17 protein-coding genes are annotated in these 19,689 nt (G+C 60.6%); 7 read left to right on the top strand and 10 right to left on the bottom strand.

Features of this window, described 5'->3' with window-relative positions; genetic code table 11:
- Positions 1-260: 260 nt before the first annotated feature.
- From thrC to SynA1562_RS12915, 3 genes are all read right to left on the bottom strand, one after another.
- A complete protein-coding gene (thrC, locus tag SynA1562_RS12925; protein ID WP_115081609.1) occupies positions 261-1,319 on the bottom strand; it encodes a threonine synthase in 1,059 nt (352 codons plus the stop codon).
- A 101-nt stretch (positions 1,320-1,420) separates the two neighbouring features.
- Positions 1,421-2,005, bottom strand: a complete 585-nt coding sequence (locus SynA1562_RS12920) for an alpha/beta hydrolase (protein ID WP_186494177.1) — start codon at positions 2,003-2,005, stop codon at positions 1,421-1,423.
- A 24-nt stretch (positions 2,006-2,029) separates the two neighbouring features.
- Positions 2,030-3,889 (bottom strand): AarF/ABC1/UbiB kinase family protein, encoded by a 1,860-nt coding sequence (locus SynA1562_RS12915; RefSeq protein ID WP_186494176.1) that lies wholly within the window; start codon positions 3,887-3,889, stop codon positions 2,030-2,032.
- A gap of 77 nt (positions 3,890-3,966) precedes the next feature.
- On the opposite strand from SynA1562_RS12915, the gene recN reads away from it, so the two are divergent.
- From recN to SynA1562_RS12895, 4 genes are all read left to right on the top strand, one after another.
- On the top strand, positions 3,967-5,649 hold the full coding sequence (gene recN, locus SynA1562_RS12910) for a DNA repair protein RecN (RefSeq protein ID WP_186494175.1): 1,683 nt from the start codon (positions 3,967-3,969) through the stop codon (positions 5,647-5,649).
- Positions 5,650-5,694: 45 nt separating this feature from the next.
- A complete protein-coding gene (gene uvrA / locus SynA1562_RS12905; RefSeq protein ID WP_186494174.1) occupies positions 5,695-8,658 on the top strand; it encodes an excinuclease ABC subunit UvrA in 2,964 nt (987 codons plus the stop codon).
- Positions 8,658-10,154 carry an alpha/beta fold hydrolase gene (locus SynA1562_RS12900; protein WP_186494173.1) on the top strand — a complete coding sequence of 499 codons (1,497 nt, stop codon included), beginning with the start codon at positions 8,658-8,660 and terminating at the stop codon, positions 10,152-10,154. Before uvrA ends, SynA1562_RS12900 begins: the two co-directional genes overlap by 1 nt.
- 205 nt (positions 10,155-10,359) lie before the next feature.
- Positions 10,360-12,483 (top strand): HAD family hydrolase, encoded by a 2,124-nt coding sequence (locus SynA1562_RS12895; protein ID WP_186494172.1) that lies wholly within the window; start codon positions 10,360-10,362, stop codon positions 12,481-12,483.
- On the opposite strand, the gene purT is transcribed toward SynA1562_RS12895, so the two are convergent.
- On the bottom strand, positions 12,469-13,647 hold the full coding sequence (gene purT, locus SynA1562_RS12890) for a formate-dependent phosphoribosylglycinamide formyltransferase (protein ID WP_186494171.1): 1,179 nt from the start codon (positions 13,645-13,647) through the stop codon (positions 12,469-12,471). The two genes, SynA1562_RS12895 and purT, sit on opposite strands and share 15 nt — an antisense overlap.
- Positions 13,648-13,784: 137 nt before the next feature.
- On the opposite strand from purT, the gene SynA1562_RS12885 reads away from it, so the two are divergent.
- Positions 13,785-14,357, top strand: coding sequence for a L,D-transpeptidase (locus tag SynA1562_RS12885; RefSeq protein WP_255445677.1), 573 nt, complete (start codon positions 13,785-13,787; stop codon positions 14,355-14,357).
- A 94-nt stretch (positions 14,358-14,451) separates the two neighbouring features.
- Here the strand turns inward: SynA1562_RS12885 and SynA1562_RS12880 are convergent, their stop codons facing one another.
- Positions 14,452-15,054 (bottom strand): alpha/beta hydrolase, encoded by a 603-nt coding sequence (locus SynA1562_RS12880; protein WP_186494169.1) that lies wholly within the window; start codon positions 15,052-15,054, stop codon positions 14,452-14,454.
- A 173-nt stretch (positions 15,055-15,227) separates the two neighbouring features.
- Here SynA1562_RS12880 and SynA1562_RS12875 point away from each other — a divergent pair, with 173 nt between their 5' ends.
- Positions 15,228-15,650, top strand: a complete 423-nt coding sequence (locus SynA1562_RS12875) for a M23 family metallopeptidase (RefSeq protein ID WP_186494168.1) — start codon at positions 15,228-15,230, stop codon at positions 15,648-15,650.
- A 4-nt stretch (positions 15,651-15,654) separates the two neighbouring features.
- Here the strand turns inward: SynA1562_RS12875 and SynA1562_RS12870 are convergent, their stop codons facing one another.
- The 4 genes from SynA1562_RS12870 to SynA1562_RS12855 form a co-directional block, all read right to left on the bottom strand.
- Positions 15,655-15,822: a hypothetical protein gene (locus tag SynA1562_RS12870; protein ID WP_011365603.1), complete on the bottom strand. Its 168-nt coding sequence runs from the start codon at positions 15,820-15,822 to the stop codon at positions 15,655-15,657.
- Positions 15,822-16,070, bottom strand: a complete 249-nt coding sequence (locus SynA1562_RS12865) for a hypothetical protein (RefSeq protein ID WP_011365602.1) — start codon at positions 16,068-16,070, stop codon at positions 15,822-15,824. Before SynA1562_RS12865 ends, SynA1562_RS12870 begins: the two co-directional genes overlap by 1 nt.
- 305 nt (positions 16,071-16,375) lie before the next feature.
- Entirely contained in the window at positions 16,376-17,410 is a 1,035-nt protein-coding gene (gene mraY / locus SynA1562_RS12860; RefSeq protein ID WP_255445799.1) for a phospho-N-acetylmuramoyl-pentapeptide-transferase, read from the bottom strand.
- A gap of 137 nt (positions 17,411-17,547) precedes the next feature.
- Entirely contained in the window at positions 17,548-17,817 is a 270-nt protein-coding gene (locus SynA1562_RS12855; protein ID WP_186494166.1) for a DUF3134 domain-containing protein, read from the bottom strand.
- A 292-nt stretch (positions 17,818-18,109) separates the two neighbouring features.
- On the opposite strand from SynA1562_RS12855, the gene SynA1562_RS12850 reads away from it, so the two are divergent.
- The gene (locus tag SynA1562_RS12850; protein WP_186494165.1) at positions 18,110-19,321 is read left to right on the top strand and encodes an argininosuccinate synthase; all 1,212 of its coding nucleotides are present in this window, start codon (positions 18,110-18,112) and stop codon (positions 19,319-19,321) included.
- Here SynA1562_RS12850 and SynA1562_RS12845 read toward each other — a convergent pair.
- Complete coding sequence (locus SynA1562_RS12845) at positions 19,313-19,660, bottom strand: hypothetical protein (RefSeq protein WP_186494164.1); 348 nt, start codon at positions 19,658-19,660, stop codon at positions 19,313-19,315. The genes SynA1562_RS12850 and SynA1562_RS12845 overlap by 9 nt on opposite strands.
- Between the last annotated feature and the right edge of the window lie 29 nt (positions 19,661-19,689).

Raw genomic sequence — 19,689 nt, 5'->3', positions numbered from 1 at the left:
ACCCAGCCCTCACAACATTTCTCGACGAGCCAGGGCTGAGGAGAATTTTTCACAGAATGGGGAGTGAATTCTCGTTTTCCACTTCTTCACAGCGGGTGGAGAACTCGCGTGACGAGTGGGTGGATTGTTTTCGGCTGTTTTCCACACCGTGTTGGGATGGTTTTAAGGCGTCTTCCGCAGCCGCTTTGTCGGTTGGTTTGGTTTTTTGGCCACAAAAAAGCCCCCTGATGGGGGCTGAATCGCGTTGATGGAGGGCGGTGTCAGAAGCCCATGACACTGGCGACGGTGCCCAGATCGGGATTGAGATCGGTGTGGAAGGCGGCGTCGTTGTTGCTGATGGCGCAGTCGGGATCCTTGAGGCCGTTGCCGGTCAGAACGCAGACCACTGTTGCGCCGGCTGGTACTTCATCTTTTCGCTTAAGCAGGCCTGCCACAGAGGCAGCGCTGGCGGGTTCGCAGAAGATTCCCTCCTGGCCGCCCAGAAGCTTGTAGGCCGCGAGGATCTCCGCGTCGGTCACATCCAGGAATGCGCCGTTGCTGGCCTCGCGTGCTGCCAGGGCCTTGGCTCGGTTCACCGGGTTACCAATGCGGATGGCGGTGGCGATGGTTTCGGGGTCCGTCACTGTGGTGTTGTTCACCAGTGGGGCGGATCCGCTGGCCTGGAATCCCATCATTCGGGGCAGGCTGCGGCTTCGGCCGGCCTGCTGATATTCCTGAAAACCCATCCAATAGGCGGTGATGTTCCCGGCGTTGCCCATGGGAATGCACAGCCAGTCGGGTGCATCACCCAGGGCATCCACGATTTCGAAGGCCGCCGTCTTCTGGCCCTGCAGCCGGTAGGGGTTCACCGAGTTCACAAGGGTGACGGGATACTTCTCTGCCGCTTCCCGAACGATGTCGAGGGCGCGGTCGAAGTTGCCGCGGATCGCCAAGACCTCAGCCCCGTACACCAGCGCCTGAGCCAGTTTTCCCTGGGCGACATAGCCATCCGGGATCAACACGAACGCACGCATCCCACCCCGCCTGGCATAGGCCGCAGCTGCAGCACTGGTGTTGCCCGTGCTGGCACAAATCACCGCTTCACAACCGGCTTCCTTGGCTTTGCTGATGGCCATGGTCATGCCCCGGTCCTTGAAGGACCCTGTGGGGTTCAGGCCGTCGTATTTCACGAACACCTTCACGCCCTTACCGATCTGTTCCGCAACCGATGGAACGGGGATTAAAGGGGTGGCGCCTTCACGCAGGCTGATCACCGGGGTCGCATCGCTGACGGGCAGCCAGCTGCGATAGGCCTCAATCAGTCCAGGCCAGTCCTGCATCACAGGAGTTGCAGTGAAACGCCGACGGAGGTTCTGAAACAGGGACACCGGCTGGGATGGGGGGATTGCCGGAATCTAGGCGGCGTCCGATCAGGGCTTGGTCAGGGTTGCGCTTCCTTCAATCCGTCCAAGGGGGAGTCGGAGAAAAACTGCACCAGGCCGGCGATGGATTCCGCTTTTTCGATCACCCCGAACAGAGCGGGAAGATTCACCGCCATGACGGCATTGGGGTAGCCCTTCAAAAAGCTCACTGCCGTGAGGCCATCTTCGCTCTGCAATCCACTGATCACTCCGGCGCGGATCGCCGGAACACTCACCTCAGGTTCCGGTGTGTAGATCGGATGAATGATGCGTACAACACGACGCAAGATGGCCTCACCGATCCGTGTGTTGACCAGACGGCTTGTGAGCACCAGGGGAAGCTCGAGGCTCTGGTTGAGCATCTGCGACACCTCGTTGGGGTCTTGCCCGGAGAGATCAAGCAGATCCTCCAGCAGCCCGGTGGCTTCCCCGGTTTCGGCCAGGTGTTCAATTTCCTTGACGGGAATGGAGCGGCGGAAGGCACCACTCACCAGGGCGACCTCCGTGGCGGCATGCAGGGGTTGCATGACGCTGCTCAAACTCATCAGCCCAAGCCCTGCCGCCATGGCCACCAGAGAGGAACGTGTGAAGGGCTTGGGGAGCATCACGCTGTAGGTGTTGGCCGGAAGTTAGGCCGGAACTCCAGCGGCGACCCGCACCAGGCGGACAACTCCCCGTTCGGCCAGCCCCTGAGCCACTTTGAAGCCCATGCGCCGGGTGTCTGGTTCATTGAACACCCTCGGCATTCGACGCAGGAGAAGGTCGGGTGTGAATCCCGGCAACGACTGCAACACCTGAATTAACTCCCTCACCGGCTCCAGTTGCATCAGTGGATCGGAGAGTCCGGGCGGTGTCTGGGCAAGGGCGGAAGGTTGGAGTCGTTTCGGTAAGCGTCGACCCAGGCGTTGCATCGTTGACCAACCCAGGGCATCCAGCCGATCAACCGTGGCGGTCACCAGTTGATCCCGGAGCAGTCCTGCTTTGGGAGAGAACAGGAAGTCGAGCAGTTGATCGAGCAAGGCCTCCAGATCCAGCTGGGCCTGACTGGCGGCGCTGGAGACCAGATTTTCCAGACGGGTCCAACGGAAGGCGTCCCCGTCGAACAGCATCTCCTTGAGGCTTTGACGCAGTTGGGGATCGGGATCCTCCATCAGCCGCCTGGCGAAGTAGGGGTAGGCAGCACCGAGGATCTTGAAGTTCGGATCCACACTCAGGGCGATGCCCTCCAGGGTGACCAGCGACCGAATGATTAGGGCGTAGTAAGGCGGTACCTGGAAGGGGAACTTGTACATCACACCGGACATGTCGTCGGTCACCGCTTTGAAATCCATGCGGTTGACGCCGGCCTCCAGGGCCTGGCTGAAGACCTTCTCAAAGGCGGGAACAATCGGTTCCAGGTTCACGTCTTCCGCCAGGAATCCCAGGGTGACGAAATCTTTGGAGAGCTTCCCGAAGTTCCGGTTCACGAGATGAACCACCGCTTGAATCAAGCCGGTGCGTGACTCGCGGCTCACTTCGCTCATCATCCCGAAGTCGAGATAACAGAGGCGGCCGTCCTCCAAAGCCAGGAGATTGCCGGGGTGGGGATCCGCATGGAAGAAGCCATGCTCCAGCAACTGTTGAAGGCTGCAGTTCACGCCCACTTCCACCATGTCGTCCGGGTCCACACCGAGCTCGCGAACCGCATCGAGGTTGGTGAGCTTGACGCCATCGATCCACTCCATCGTCAGCACCCGGCGGCTGGTGGCGTTGCGATAGATCGTTGGAACAGCGATGCGAGGGTTGTGTTGATGCAGCTCAGCGAAGGTCTCAGCGTTCGAGGCCTCGTTGAGGTAGTCCATCTCCTCAAACACCCGACGCCCCAGTTCATCGATCAGGGCGACGAGGTCGCTGCGGATCAATCCGATGTTGCTGTTCAACCATGCGGCGATGTTGCGCACGATGTAAAGATCCAGGGTGATCTGTTCGCGCAGCCCCGGGCGCTGCACCTTCACCGCCACTCTGGCGCCACCCTTGAGGGTTCCTTTGTGCACTTGTCCCAGGGAGGCGGCTGAAATCGGGTCCCGGTCCAGCTGCTCGAAGACCTCATCAACCGGCGCCCCCAGGTCCTCCTCGATGCAAGCCATGGCGAGGCCGCTGTCGAAGCCGGGCAGTTGGTCCTGCAGCTGCGCCAGTTCCTCCAGCAGCAGCGGGGGGACGATGTCCGGTCGGGTGGAGAGCGCCTGGCCGGCTTTGATGAAGGCGGGGCCGAGATCCACCAGGAGCTCAGCGCATTCGCGGGCGCGGCTGCGAGCCCGTTCCTCATCCTTCAGCAACTGGAAGATCCAGTCGAAGGCGACGCCCAGCAGCAACAGGCCGATGGGTACAAGGGTTTGCCAGAGCCGACGAATCAACCGCTGGGGATGGCCTGCATAAATACGTGTGATGGCGGCGGGGTCGTACTCGAGCAACCCCGCGGCTTCGATGAAATCCCCGAGCTCCTGCGCCATCAATTCATCGGGATGTCCGACACCCCTTCTAAACGAACCGAGCTGCCGCTACGGTCGGCATCATCACAGGGCTGGACGTGCTCACCGGTCTGCTGCTGCAGAACATCGCTCTGATTGAGAGTCTTGAACTGGATTTCAGCTCCGGTTTCACGGTGCTCACCGGTGAGACCGGGGCTGGTAAGTCGATCCTTCTCGATGCCCTCGATGCGGTGCTGGGTGGAGCGCAGGGTTCCAGCGGCATTCGTCTGCTGCGGGCTGGTTCGGATCGCGCCAGGATCGAGGCTGCGTTTCAACTCAACCCAGCCCTCGAGCAGTGGTTGATCGCGGCGGAGTTTGACCCTGAAGAAGAGCTCCTGATCAGTCGCGAATGGAAACGGCAGGAGGGTGATCGTTATTCCAGTCGCTGCCGGTTGAACGGCAGCACGGTTAACCGTCAGCAGTTGCTTGAGCTCAGGCCGCTGTTGATTGATCTCACGGTTCAGGGACAGACCCAGCTGTTGTCGCGGGCGGGGCAGCAACGGCTCTGGCTTGACCGTCTCGGTGGATCTGCATTGGCCGAGGTCAAAGCACGGGTGGCTGATGCCTGGACCGAATGGCGCCAGGCATCAGATGCCTTGATGGCCCTTGAGCAGGAGCAGCAGCGCTCCGAACAGGAGCGGGCTGAACAGGAAGAGCAGTTGGAGCAGTTGCAAGCTGCCGATCTCGACGACCCCGACGAGCAGCAGCGGCTGGAACAAGATCAAGACCGCCTCGTCCATGGCGTGAGGCTGCTGGAGGGTCTGGTCTTGCTGTTTGGGCGAATCCGCGATGGTGTCGATCAGGCGCCTTCGCTGCAAGATCACTTCGCGGTGTGCATCCAGGAGCTGCAGGCCATGGCGCAGCTGGATGGTTCGCTTGAGCCCCTGCGTGATCAGGCCCTGGATCTCGAGGCTGGTGTGGACGCTTTGTTGCGCTCCCTCGATCAATACGGTCTGGCGCTCGAGAGTGATCCAGACCACCTTGAGCAGATTCAGGACCGTTTGTCGGTCTTAAAACGCCTGCAGCGCCGCTACGGCCTTGATCTGGCTTGTTTGGTTCAGCGGCGCGATGAGCTGCTTCACCGTTTGGGATCGGAAGGCTTCGCGGCTGATCTCACCCGCCTGCACCAGGAGGAAAACGAGCGTCGCCAGACGCGAGATCAGGCCAATGCGGCCTTGCGTCGCGAGCGGTCCAAGGCGGCGGAGGCTTTAGAGGCCTCGTTGCTGAAACTGTTGCCGCCCATGGGCCTGGCCAATGTGCGTTTCAAAGTGGATCTCACCCCCTGTGACCCGGCTGAGCATGGTGCGGACGCTGTTCAATTCCTGTTTTCCGCCAATCCCGGCCAACCGATGGCGCCACTGACGGAGGTGGCGTCCGGCGGTGAGATGTCTCGTTTTCTGCTCGCTCTCAAGACCACCCTTGCCGCAGTTGATGGCTCGAGCACGCTGCTGTTCGATGAGATTGATGCCGGCGTCAGTGGACGCGTTAGTGGAGCCATGGCGGATCTTCTTCAGACCCTGGCCCGTCAGCGTCAGGTGTTCTGTGTCACCCACCAACCGCTTGTGGCAGCGGTTGCCGATCACCATTTCCGGGTGAGCAAGCATGTGGAAGACGGTGTCACCCACTCGCGAGTGTCCCGACTGCGGGACACTCAGGAACGCCGCCAAGAGCTGGCAGACCTCGCTGGTGGCGAACAGGCTGATGCCTATGCAGCAAGCCTGCTGGACCAGCGAACAGCTTGAAGGCTTCGGTTCTTCCTAAGCTCGTGAGCTTTCCAACGGGTCCTGATGGCGCGAGCTGCTGCCAAGATCGCTGACTCAGCTGGCCCGCTAGCGACTCAGGACGATGTGATTCGAGTGAGGGGTGCCCGGCAGCACAACCTCAAGAACGTCGACGTCACCATTCCCCGCAACAAGCTGGTGGTGTTCACCGGGGTGAGTGGCAGCGGCAAGAGTTCACTCGCCTTCGACACGATCTTTGCGGAGGGACAGCGCCGCTACGTCGAAAGTTTGTCGGCCTATGCCCGCCAGTTTCTCGGGCAGGTGGACAAGCCCGATGTCGATGCCATCGAGGGGCTGTCTCCGGCGATTTCGATTGATCAGAAATCCACCAGTCACAACCCCCGTTCCACGGTGGGCACTGTCACGGAGATTCAGGACTATCTCCGTCTGCTGTTCGGCCGTGCCGGCGAGCCCCACTGCCCCAAGTGTGGCCGTTCGATCAAGCCGCAGAGCATCGACGAAATGGTCGATCAGATCCTGCTGTTGCCGGAGGGAACCCGCTATCAGTTGTTGGCGCCGGTGGTGCGCGGCAAGAAGGGCACCCACACCAAGTTGATCAGTGGTTTGGCGGCGGAAGGTTTCGCTCGGGTGCGCATCAACGGTGAGGTGCGCGAGCTGGCCGACAACATTGAGCTCGACAAGAACCACAGCCACAACATTGAGGTGGTGGTCGATCGTCTTGTGGCCCGTGAGGGGATCCAGGAACGGCTGACCGATTCGTTGCGAACGGCCCTCAAACGCGGCGATGGTCTGGCATTGGTGGAGGTGGTGCCCAAGAAGGGGGAGGAGCTCCCCGAGGGCGTTGAGCGGGAGCGTCTCTACTCAGAGAACTTCGCCTGCCCCGTGCACGGGGCTGTGATGGAGGAGCTGTCACCGCGGCTGTTTTCGTTCAACAGCCCTTACGGCGCCTGTGAGGCGTGCCATGGCATCGGCCATCTGCGCAAATTCACCGTGGACCGTGTGATTCCGGACCCAACGCAGCCGGTGTATTCCGCGGTCGCTCCCTGGGCCGAGAAAGACAACAGCTACTACTTCTCTCTGCTGTATTCAGTGGGTGAAGCCTTCGGCTTTGAGATCAAGACCCCATGGAATGAACTCACGGATGAACAGCGGGATGTGCTGCTCAACGGGAGCCGCGAACCGATTCTGATCCAGGCCGACAGCCGCTATCGCAAGGGGCAAGGGGGATACACCCGGCCCTTCGAAGGCATTCTTCCGATCCTCGAGCGGCAGCTCCGCGATGCCAGTGGTGAAGCCCAGCGTCAGAAGTTGGAGAAGTATCTCGAGCTGGTTCCCTGTGAAGCCTGTGGCGGACAGCGGCTCCGCCCTGAAGCCCTGGCGGTGAAAGTGGGGCCGTACCGGATTCCAGAACTTACGGCCGTCAGCGTCGGTCAGACCCTGGAACGGATCGAAAAACTGATGGGTGTGGGCGCCTACGAGGGTTCAGAGCCCTTGCTGAATGCCCGTCAGATTCAGATCGGTGATCTGGTGCTCAGGGAAATCCGCTTGCGTCTGAAATTCCTGCTTGATGTTGGTCTCGACTACCTGAGCCTTGATCGACCGGCGATGACGCTCTCCGGCGGTGAAGCCCAGCGCATCCGTCTCGCAACCCAGATCGGTGCTGGTCTCACTGGGGTGCTGTACGTGCTCGATGAGCCAAGCATCGGCCTGCATCAGCGGGATAACGACCGTCTCCTGAACACCCTGGTGCGGCTCAGGGATCTTGGAAACACCCTGGTGGTGGTGGAACACGATGAAGACACCATCCGTGCTGCCGATCACGTGGTGGACATCGGCCCTGGTGCCGGCGTCCATGGGGGCCACATCGTGGCGGAGGGAAGTTTCGATGATCTGGTGGCGAGCAGTGAATCGCTCACCGGCGCTTACCTGAGTGGCCGTCGCTCGATTCCAACGCCGGCTGAACGTCGCCAGAGCGGTTCGCGCTCGCTAAGGTTGATTGATTGCAACCGCAACAACCTCAAGAACGTTTCGGTTGAGTTTCCCTTAGGTCGGTTGGTGTCCGTCACCGGGGTGAGCGGCAGTGGCAAGAGCACCCTGGTGAATGAGCTCCTGCATCCCGCCCTGGAGAACGGACTGGGTCTCAAGGTGCCCTTTCCGCAGGGTCTGGGTGAACTGCGGGGGTTGAAGTCGATCGACAAGGTGATCGTGATCGACCAGAGCCCGATTGGACGCACGCCCCGCTCCAATCCAGCCACCTACACCGGTGCTTTTGATCCGATCCGTCAGGTGTTCGCCGCCACGGTGGAGGCCAAGGCCCGCGGTTATCAGGTGGGGCAATTCAGTTTCAACGTCAAGGGTGGCCGCTGTGAGGCCTGCCGTGGTCAGGGCGTGAACGTGATTGAGATGAACTTCTTGCCGGATGTGTACGTCCAGTGCGATGTCTGCAAGGGCGCCCGCTTCAACCGCGAAACCCTGCAGGTGAAATACAAGGGCCACACCATCGCGGATGTGCTGCAAATGACGGTGGAGCAGGCCGCTGAGGTGTTTGATGCGATTCCTCAGGCAGCAGATCGCTTGCGTACCTTGGTGGATGTGGGCCTGGGCTACGTGAAGCTCGGCCAGCCGGCGCCCACTCTTTCGGGGGGTGAGGCCCAGCGGGTGAAGCTCGCAACGGAGCTGTCACGGCGGGCCACTGGCAAGACTCTTTATCTGATTGATGAGCCCACCACTGGCCTCAGCTTCTACGACGTGCACAAGCTGATGGATGTGATGCAGCGTTTGGTGGACAAGGGCAATTCGATCATCTGCATCGAGCACAATCTTGACGTGATCCGTTGCAGCGACTGGATCATCGATCTCGGTCCCGAAGGCGGTGACAAGGGTGGTGAGATCCTGGTCACCGGCACTCCAGAGGAAGTCGCCCAGCACCCCACCAGTCACACCGGCCGCTACCTGGCTCGAGTTTTGGAGCAACATCCCCCAGAACTTCCCGTTCCATTGGCGGCTTGATGGCTCGACTTCGCACCCACCTGGCGGCCCTGGCTTTTGGCATTTCACTGGCCTTGAGTGGGGGTCCCGCTTCAGCCTTGGAGCGGTTCGTCTTGCGTCTGCCGTTTCTGGAGACGGAGATCACGATCAATTTTGCTGACGGTGAGTCCGCTGAACAATTGATCCAGGCCAGTCCGGATCTGCAGGATCTGGAATTGGCCAGTGGTGGCAAGTTGTTGCCGCTGCTGCGCCAGGTGTTCCTTACGCCACTGCCCCTGGAGACCAAGGCCCTGCTGGCGGGATCGACCGGTCAGCCGCTGCTGGAGCAGGCCCTTTATGCGGCGACGCAGGTGGTGGATCTTGAGGGGGTGGAGCTGGACGAAAGCGGACGGATGCTGACCGAGGCCCTGATTCGCGCTGAACGCCGGGGGCAACCCAACATTCTTGGCTTTTTGAGGGAGTTGCCGGGAGAGCAGGCGTCGATCGATCTGTCGCGCCTCGCTGAGGTGGCCAACCGGCTTAAGACCAACCTTGAGGAGGGGGTTGCCCTGGCCCGTTCCGTTGAGGCCGCATCTGTGACGAACGCTCTGCGGGAGCCTCTGCGGCCCAGCTGGTCCCGTGAGGTTGTTCAGGTGTCCGTGCCCCATCGGCCGAAACCCATGCGGGTTCTCATGCTTCAGCCTGCAGCCCCTGGGAATGGTCGTTTGGTGGTGATCTCCCATGGGCTCTGGGACGATCCGGAGTCGTTTGAAGGGTGGGGTGAGGTGCTGGCTGCCCATGGCTACACCGTGCTGCTTCCCGACCATCCCGGCAGCGATCTCAATCAGCAGAAGGCGATGCTCGCTGGTGACGCGCCGCCGCCGGGGCCTGAAGAATTGAGGCTTCGACCCCTTGATGTGTCCGCTTTGTTGGATGCGGTCAGTTCAGGGCGTCTTCTGCCGGGCGCCACGTTGAACACCGACGCCGTTGCGGTGGTGGGCCACTCCTGGGGAGCCACCACCACGCTCCAGCTGGCCGGTGGGGTTCCTGTTGATTCCAGACTCAAAGCCCGTTGCAACGACCTCAAGGATTCGGAGCGAAACATCAGTTGGGTGCTGCAGTGCAGTTGGCTGTCAGGGGTGAACCAAGCCGCTGTTGCTGATCCAAGGGTCAAAGTTGTTGTGGCCGTCAGTCCGCCCTTGCGTCTGTTGTTTGACGGCAGTCGCTTGGAGAGCCGTCCGGCCAAGATGCTGCTGATCAGCGGTACCCGCGACTGGGTGGTGCCTTCGGGTCCGGAAGCGATCGCTCCGATGCGTGAGACCAAGGCCGTGCGGTTGGGTCACCGCTTGGTGTTGGTGCAGGGTGCGGACCACTTCAGCCTTCGTAGTTTTCAAGGTGAGCCGACTCCGGCACAGGTTGGGCCAGTCATCCTTGGCTGGATCAACGAGCAGCTTGAGCTGGAAGGCGCCTTCACCTTCTCTGCGGGTGGTTGGGGTGATCAGCAAGGCAGCCTTGTCGATGTCAGCGACCGCCTCTGACGTTGCTGGCTTGTTACATCAAGCCGAGGACATGCGTGTTGTTCCTTGGGTCCAGATCCATTGCACGACAACACGACTCCGCTTTTTTGTTCGCTTTGATTGGTTGGCCTTCTAAGGTTTTTTTTATTTTTTACTCCTTCTTCCGCCTCTAAAGAAAAAACAACGGCACGAATCTGCGTTCCGTTGTTGTTTGTGAGGGGAGTGAATGGGGATCCGGTTGTTGCATCTGCACCTTCACGGTCTGTTTCGTTCCCATGAACTCGAACTGGGCCGGGATGCTGATACCGGTGGTCAGACGTTGTATGTGCTGGAGCTCGTGCGCAGCCTGGCTCAGCGGGCTGAGGTGGAGCAGGTGGATGTGGTCACCCGGCTGATTCAGGACCGACGGGTTGATCTCGATTACAGCCAACGGGTTGAAGATATTGCTCCAGGAGCCCGCATCCTGCGCTTTCCCTTTGGTCCGAAGCGTTATCTGCGCAAGGAGCTGCTTTGGCCCCATCTCGAGGAGTTGGCTGATCAGCTGGTGGAACATCTGAGCCAGCCCGGCCAGAGGGTGGATTGGATTCATGCGCACTATGCCGATGCCGGTCTGGTGGGTGCTTTGGTCAGTCAGCGGCTGGGGATTCCGCTTGTCTTCACCGGCCATTCCCTCGGTCGGGAAAAACAGCGACGTCTCCTGGCCGGTGGCCTCGATCGGTCTCAACTTGAGCAGACCTATGCCATCAGTCGCCGCATTGATGCCGAAGAGCGTGCCTTAGCCCAGGCGGATCTGGTGATCACCAGCACCCGTCAGGAGGCGGATCAGCAGTACTCCCGCTACGGCCACTTTCAGGCGGATCAGGCGGAGGTGGTGCCCCCAGGTGTCGATGCTTCCCGCTTCCATCCCCACGGTTCATCGCAGGAAGGCTCCGCGCTGCAAAGCCTGTTGCAGCCTTTCCTCAGGGAGCCGGAGCGTCCGCCTCTGCTGGCGATTTCCCGTGCGGTGCGGCGCAAGAACATTCCCGCGCTGGTGGAAGCCTTTGGCCAGTCGCCGGTGCTGCGGCAGCGCCACAACCTGGTGCTGGTGCTGGGCTGTCGGGATGACCCGCGTCAGCTCGAGAAGCAGCAGCGCGATGTGCTTCAGCAGGTGTTCGATCTGGTGGATCGGTTTGATCTCTATGGCCAGGTGGCTTATCCCAAACAACACAGTCGTGCTCAGATTCCCGCTTTGTACCGCTGGGCGGCGCGCCGTGGAGGGCTGTTTGTGAATCCGGCGTTGACCGAACCTTTCGGACTCACTCTTCTGGAGGCCGCGGCCTGTGGTTTGCCGATGGTGGCCACCGACGATGGCGGTCCAAGGGACATCCAACACCGTTGTGACAACGGTCTTCTGGCGGACGTCACCGATCCTGGTGCACTTCAGGAGGCCTTGGAATTGGCCGGCAGTGATCGCTCCCTTTGGCGTCGTTGGAGTGACAACGGGGTTGAGGCCATCAGTCGTCACTTCAGCTGGGATGCCCATGTGTGTCACTACCTCGCCCTGATGCGGCAGAAGGTCCGCGTTTCATCTGTTCGGGCCATGTCGGTGGTGCGGCGGCCCAGCCCTGTCTCCAGACTGTTGGCGTTGGATCTCGACAGCTGCTTGGAGCTGCCGGAGGAACGCTCCCTTGCTCATCTGCGTGATCGGCTTCACGCTGAATCCTTTGCGGCTTCGACAGGGTTGGTGATCCTCACGGGGCGGTCGTTGGACCAGGCGCGTCAGCGCTACCGGGAGTTGCATCTTCCCGACCCCAAGGCCTGGATCTGCCGGGCTGGAACCGAGATTCACCACACCTCGGATCGCGCGGAAGATCCCGTATGGGCGCAGCGCATCAGCCAAGCCTGGGATCGCGAGGCTGTTCTCGCAGCGATGGGGCAACTCAAGGAACACATTCAGCTTCAGGACCCTGATCACCAGAGTCCCTTCAAGGTCAGTTACCTGTTGCGTGCCTCCAACCGCGGTCTGATTGGTTTGGCCCGTCAGTGCTTGCGCCGACATGGTCTGCAGGCGGAACCCCAGCTCCGTTGCCACTGGTTCCTGGATGTTCTGCCCCAGCGTGCGTCCCGCAGTGAAGCCATTCGTTTTCTGGCCCAGTCTTGGCAGCTCCCCCTGCAGCAGGTTCTGGTGGTGGCTAGCCAGCAGGGGGATGGAGAGTTGCTGGATGGGTTGCCCGCCACGGTGGTTCCTGCGGATCACGATCCCTGCCTGTTGGGTCAACGGACCCAGCAGCGGGTGTACGTGTCGAAACGCCCCAGTGTTGGAGCCGTGCTGGATGGCTTAACCCACTTTCGGTTTTCAGCCAGCCGTTGATCCTGGGATCACGGATACACAGGCGGCTGCCCTGTCGGCTTTGGCTTGTGCTTCCTTGCGATCGACTCCCCTTGCCAGAGCCACACCCATCCGCCGACCGGGGCGGGCTGTGGGCTTGCCGAACAGCAGCACTTGGGTGTCGGCTTCCGTGAGCGCTTGTTCGACCCCTTCAAAAGCGACGGAGTCCATGTTTGTTTGGGCCAGGATCACTCGGCTGGCGGCGGCATCTGCTGCTGTGATGGCGGGGATCGGAAGACCGAGAACAGCGCGCAGATGCAGTTCGAACTCGCTCAGGTTCTGGCTGATCAGGGTGACCAGGCCTGTGTCATGCGGCCGGGGAGAGAGTTCGGAAAAAATCACCTCATCGCCACAGAGGAAAAATTCCACACCGAAGAGGCCGGCACCGCCCAGGTTGTCGGTGACGGTCTTGGCCATGGCCTGGGCCTGATGCAGTTGCTGGTCGGTCAGTTGCGCCGGCTGCCAGCTGCACTGATAGTCCCCTCCTTCCTGTTCGTGGCCGATTGGTGCACAGAACAGGGTTTCGCCATTGCGCTGACGGATGGTGAGCAAGGTGATCTCCAGATCAAAATGGAGAAATTCCTCCACGATCACCTGGGTTGAGGTGCCCCGTGCGCCGGCCATGGCGGCCTCCCAGGCCTTGGGCAGATCGTCCGCACAGTCCACCACGCTCTGGCCTTTGCCGGAGGAACTCATCACCGGTTTCACCACGACGGGCCAGCCCAGCGGCTCCGCCACCGCTTTGAGTTCCTCAGCGCTGGAGGCATAGGCGAACCGGGCGGTGCGGAGATCGAGTTCGCCGGCTGCCAGGTCGCGGATGCGGTCTCGGTTCATCGTGACGGCCGTCGCACGGGCCGTTGGAATCACGGTGATTCCTTCCTGTTCGAGTTCCGCCAGGGCATGAACGGCGAGTGCTTCGATCTCCGGGATCACCACATCGGGTTGGTGGCGCCTGACCACCTCCAGCAAGGCATCGGCATCGGTCATCGGCAGCACTTCGGCCACGTCAGCCACCTGCATGGCCGGGGCACCGGCATAGCGATCACAGGCGATCACCCGGCAGCCCAGCCGTTGGGCAGCAATGGCCACCTCCTTGCCCAGCTCCCCGCTGCCCAGCAGCATCACGGTGCGTGGAAACGACGGCATGGTGATCCTTGAACGGCCTGACTGCATCATCAATCAATGCAAGTCCTGAGACTTTCCGCAGCCTGGGGTGCAGCTCCCGATGTCCCGCTAGGTCAAGGATGCGTTCTTGATTGAGTCCAGTGCTTCGGGCGACGTTGTTGGCGGTTCTCGCTGGAGCTTGTCTCCAGCTCGGGCCGGTTCAGTCCAGGCCTGCGGATCCCATTCCACCGGTTGCCCTCTGGCTCAGTGATGCGGAAGCACTGGCCTTGCTGCCTGCTGCTGTTCGTTCCCGTTCCACGAAGCAGCTGGTGCTGCATCGTTCCAGCCGTCAGCTGATCCTGCTGGAGCAGGGGCAGCTTCGTTTGCGTGTGCCTGCTGCTGTCGGCACCCAAGGCTGGGAAACGCCTCTCGGCGAGCATCGGGTGCTGTTCAAAGCGGTGGACCCCGTCTGGCGGCATCCCGGCACCGGTGCTCTGGTTCCCCCCGGAGGCCGAAATCCCCTGGGATCTCGTTGGATTGCTTTTTATCAGGACTGCTCCAATCCCGGTGGTTGGGATGGCGAGAAGGTGGTGCAGGTCCGCGGCTGCTCCCACGTCGGCTTGCACGGCACGCCCCACCGTTGGACGGTCGGACGGGCCGTGTCGCATGGATGCGTTCGCCTTTATGACGAACACATCCGCAGGGTCTTTGACCTTGTGGATGTGGGGACTCCGGTGGTGGTCCTGCCCTGATCGTTGATCGTTTCGTTGTGATGAATCAGGGCATGAAAAAAGCCCTGGGTTGATCCAGGGCTCGGTGGACGTGTTTTGTCGTTCTGCCGTTAGATCACCAGAGTCCCTGGACGGGAGCAGCAGCAGGAGCGGGCTCTTCGGCCTTGGCGGTGTAGGCCTGGATGCAGGCCGGGGTGTTCATGTACCAGCTGAGCAGCGAGGTGTCCTTGTGGAAATCACCTTGCACGTCGGCATTGCAGACCTTCATGGCACCCTGCAGGCGCTGGTCGGTCGGCAGCTTGGCCATCATTCCGTAGCTGGAGAGTTTGCCATCTTCAGCATCGAGAATGATGGCGCTGCGAACGGCCTGGAGGTCGTTCTGCTGGCTGTAGTACGGGTGATAGTTGCCGTTGATGCTTTCTTTGAGGAAGGCCTCGCCTTCGGTGGAATAGAGGAAGCGAGTGACGTCAGCAACGTCGACGTCGTACTGCTTCTCCAGACCCACTTCGAGTTCTTCACGGGTCCAACCGGACAGATCGCTCAGATCCTGAGGAACGGGATTAGAGACGGCCTTTTTGCCACCGATGGGCAACAGCACGTTGGAGCGAACGAAGCCGTTGGTGACGGTGCGGGCGGTTTGCTTGGGGGCGGCGAAGCCAGGGAGTCCAGCTGCGGCGATCATCAGGCCGGCACCGGTGAACAGAAGTGCTCTGCGCATGAGCTGCAGTTGATTTGCACTTCGAACCGTCGCCAGACCGTCGGGGCAGTGGCTCGGAACCACAGGGTTTTTTTTCCTTTTAAGAGAGCGTTAACGAAAAACGGGAATCCTGTCTTTCCTCTGACGGAAGGAACCGTGTCTTAAGATTCTCTTCCGATTCTCGTTTTGATTGCTTGCTGGGTCTGTTTGCCGCGTTGCTTGTGCCGATGTCGGGTGTGGTGACCCAGGGCGTCGAACAGGACCATCCAGCCTTGGACATCTCATGCCGTGTTGGTCGCCCTGTGCGTGCTGCCCATGACGGGGTCGGTCGGAGTCGCTGGACAGCCACCCACGGATGGACGTTTCACCTGGCTGGGGCAGGCGTCAAGACGCGATACAGCCACCTGAACGCTGGTGCCCCAGCAGGCTCTTATAACCGCGGCCAGATCATTGGTCTTTGCGGCAACACGGGCCGATGGTCGACCGGTCCTCATCTTCACTTCGAAGCGGAACCCCTGCATCTCCTGGACGTACTTGAGAGCCCCAGCGCAGAGCAGCTGAAATCGATGGAGCAAATGCCTCAATGGCGTCAGCGCTCGGTGGAAGCGAGCCGTTGAGGGCTCAGTTCGAGTCGGTGCTGCTCTGACGGCGCACTTCTCCGACCAGCCATACGCCCATGAATCCAAGCGACGACAAACCGAAATAGATCAGCACCCATCGCAGAACCCGATCAGGATCCGCAGCCGCATTGGCGAGCAGCTCAGCGGTTTTGGCAAGCAGGTTGTCCATCAGTTCTGAAGATCGGGGATCAGCGTGAGTTGGCGGACCGGTGATTCTTCGCTGACGAAACCCCAGGCTTCAAACACGCTGGAATCGGGATGCGTGATGCGCTGCTCCGTTCCCTTGCGTTCCAGTTGGAACCCTTCGCTTGACATGCGTCGCATCAAACTGGCCGACTCCTCAAACCGGGCAGCCATCGCCTCGAGGCTTGAGCAGTCAGCTGTGAGACCGGTTTCACGCCAGGTGAAGTAGGTCATCCTGCCTTGCCGCCTCAAAAGATGACTTTAAGGGATGTGAGCGGCATTGAGCTTTCGTTCTGGATATCCAAAATCCACTGAGTTCTGGATATGTCGTTCAGGCCTCCTTTCATTCAGAGCACTGTGTTGTGGTCACTCTCAATTCCTAAAACGTCGGTCATTTTTGTGCATCAGCGTCAATCTTTCTCAGAAGGATTGACATTGTGAGGAGTGAACAAAGTTCAATCTCATTGGTGATCTGAATCACTGCATCCTCGAGATCGCTTCGAAATGAGGTTCCACAGGATTGGATCAAAGATCAGCGGTTAGGGACGCAGCACCAGTCCGAGAAGCACAAGCCCTGCTGTGACAAGCCAGAACGCAGGCACCACGCTTCGTTCATCGGTGCCTCCCAGCTCAAAATGGTGATGGAGTGGCGCCATGCGGAACACGCGTCGCCCCTGACCATCAGGGCCTTTCGTGGCCTTGAACACCCAAACCTGGATGATCACGGAGAGGGATTCCGCCACGAAGACGCCTCCCATCACCAGCAGGGGCCAGAGGCTGTTGGACAACAGGGCCACACCGCTGAGGGCGGCACCCATCGCCAGGGATCCCGTGTCGCCCATGAAGGCCCGAGCCGGGTTTCGGTTGTGCACGAGAAACCCAAGCCAGGCCCCGGCCATGGCCATGCAGAAGCCAGCCAGAGCGGGATCTCCGTTGTCCCCTCGCAGCATCAGTTGAAGTGCCAGACCCGTAAACACCAGTGCTCCGCAGCCGCTGGCCAAACCATCCAGGCCATCGGTGAGGTTGGTGGCGTTGCTTTCCGCCAGAACGACAAACAGCCCCAGCGGCCAGATCAGGAGTCCCATTGGCAGTTCAAGGCCAAAGGGCAAAGCAATGCTGCTGCTGATCCAGCCCTGCCAGGCAGCGATGGCCAGAAAGGTTGCGGCCGCCATGGCTTGCAGCAGTAATTTCCATCGTGCCGTCAGGCCTGTATTGGTGTGTTTGGTGAGGCTGCTCCAGTCATCGATGCCACCGATCAGCATGAACGCCAGGGTCAGGGCTGCCAGGCTGAGCAGTTGTTGTGACGCCACGGCATCGCGTGTGATCAGGCTCCCGAGCACGACCCCGACGGGAACCACCAGAAGGCCCCCCATCGTTGGCGTTCCCGCCTTGCTTTGATGGGCTTTGGGGCCCTCCTCACGGATGAACTGCCCCATCTTCAAGCGCCGCAGAAGGGGGATGCCCAGGGCTGCAGTCGCTGTTGCGCAGACCGCTGCAATCAAGAGCGGCAGGCTCAGTTGCGCATTGGTGATCCATTTGTCGGCTGCAAAGCTGGTCATCAAGACCACCAGCATCAGCAAGCTGGCACTCAATGAGCCGTTCTCCCACCAAGGACGGTGGTTCGAATCCCTGGATTGCAAAGCGACACTGGACTGGTCGCTGGGACCATAGGTGAGTCGCTCAGTGGCGACCAGTCAGTGGTTGGGGGACGTCAGTCCTCCCACTGCTCCTCGTTTTGCTCGTCATCCTTGTTGTAATCCTCTTTCTCACCCATGAGCGCGGAGAGTTCCTCCTCTTCGACGGTGCTCACTTCAGGTGATCCGGATTCTTCGTCGGCGACGAGACGACCGCTGGCTTCCAGCCAGGACAGGAGGTCGGGCTCCTCACGCAGGGGCAGTACGGGTGCGGGGTCGCGGCGCCCGTAGCGGGTGAGGGACGGGTTGACGCTGTCCAGGGCGTTTAAATCAACCAGAGCGCTCATGCAGGGAGGGACGCGGGCCAATTAGACAACATAAACCACGTCCTGTTTTCGGGCAGCCTCTGAATAAATCTGCGCTACTTGCTCTTCTGTGGGGCCTGGCCCTGACTATCAGTGCTGGCCTGCATTGGTGGGGCTTGCAGCGGCCTGAACCGTTGCAGACCTCCTGGACCCTGGCGCTCTTGCTGGTCTTTGCTCCGGCTGTGGGGTTGGCTGCATGGTTGCTTGTGGCTTCCCCAAAGGTGGCGGCCGGCGAGACGAGAGAATCAGACGATTGTGATCAGGAGACCCATTGATGGGCCGCGCCAAGAAGGTGGTACTCGCCTATTCCGGGGGAGTGGATACCAGCGTTTGCATTCCCTACCTCAAGCAGGAATGGGGTGTGGAGGATGTGATCACCTTTGCCGCTGATCTCGGCCAGGGCGATGAGCTGGAGCCGATCCGTCAGAAAGCGCTGGATGCCGGTGCCAGTCAGTCGCTGGTGGGTGATCTGATCGAGCCCTTCATCAAGGATTTCGCCTTTCCGGCGATTCGAGCCAACGCCCTTTACGAAGGCCGTTACCCCCTCTCCACGGCTTTGGCGAGGCCTCTGATTGCCAAGCGCCTTGTGGAGGTGGCCCGGGAGGTGGGTGCCGATGCTGTCGCCCATGGATGCACAGGCAAGGGCAACGATCAGGTGCGTTTTGATGTGGCCATCGCTGCATTGGCACCGGATCTCAAGGTGCTCACTCCTGCCCGTGAGTGGGGCATGAGCCGCGAGGAGACCATCGCCTACGGCGAACGCTTTGGTCTGCCCGCACCGGTGAGCAAGAAGTCGCCCTACTCGATCGATCTCAATCTGCTGGGCCGAAGCATTGAGGCCGGACCCCTTGAAGACCCGATGGTGGCTCCGCCGGAGGAGGTGTTTGCCATGACGCGATCGGTGGAGGCTGCTCCGGATGCCTCCGAAGAGATCGAGATTGCTTTTGAAGCAGGCAATCCTGTGGCGATCAACGGCCAGAAGCTGGACCCAGTGGCCCTGATCCGTGAAGCCAACCGTCTGGCGGGCACCCATGGCATTGGCCGTCTCGACATGATCGAGAACCGGGTGGTGGGCATCAAATCCAGGGAGATCTACGAAACGCCTGGCCTTTTGCTGTTGATCCAGGCCCACCAGGAACTGGAAAGCCTGACCCTGGCCGCCGATGTGCTGCGCAGCAAGCGGCAATTGGAGATGCAGTGGGCCGATCTCGTCTATCAGGGCCTTTGGTTTGGTCCTCTCAAGGATGCTCTGGATGGCTTCATGGACCGCACCCAGGCCACCGTCAACGGTGTCGTTCGTCTCCGGCTGCACAAAGGAACGGCCACGGTCACCGGCCGCGGCTCAGCAGACAGCAGCCTGTACGTCCCCGAAATGGCGTCCTACGGCAGTGAGGATCAGTTCGATCACCGCGCTGCAGAGGGCTTCATTTACGTCTGGGGTTTGCCAACCCGACTCTGGTCAGCATCCCAGCGCCGCTCAAGCTGAGCGCTGCCGCTTCTGCAGAAACTTGGGAAGCCTCAGGCCCGGAAAACGCACAACGTTATCCGGTTCTGAGCTTCCAGGCAGGGCCGGCTGAGGCCGTTCGATCTGGTCTTGATCAACTTGCTCAGCCAGCAGTTGATAGCGCTCCATCAACGGCTCGAGCCGCTGTTGGAAGCGGAGTTCAAAGACGTCCGGCAGTTCAGCCAAAAGCTTGTTGTAGGCCTCGATCTCGCCTTCGAGCTCGGAAATTCTCTGCTTCAGCAACCGAATCACTTCAGCGTCGCCATGACGCTCGTTCGAAACAGGTTCGGTTGGCTGAGGTTGGTCGCGTTTCGAATCCATGGGCGGACGGTATCGCCCACCCACGAATC

This window comes from Synechococcus sp. A15-62, assembly GCF_014280075.1.
Classification (GTDB): Bacteria; Cyanobacteriota; Cyanobacteriia; order PCC-6307; family Cyanobiaceae; genus Parasynechococcus.
Note: the sequence above shows the minus strand (reverse complement) of the source record. Positions and strands in the feature narration are given on the sequence as shown.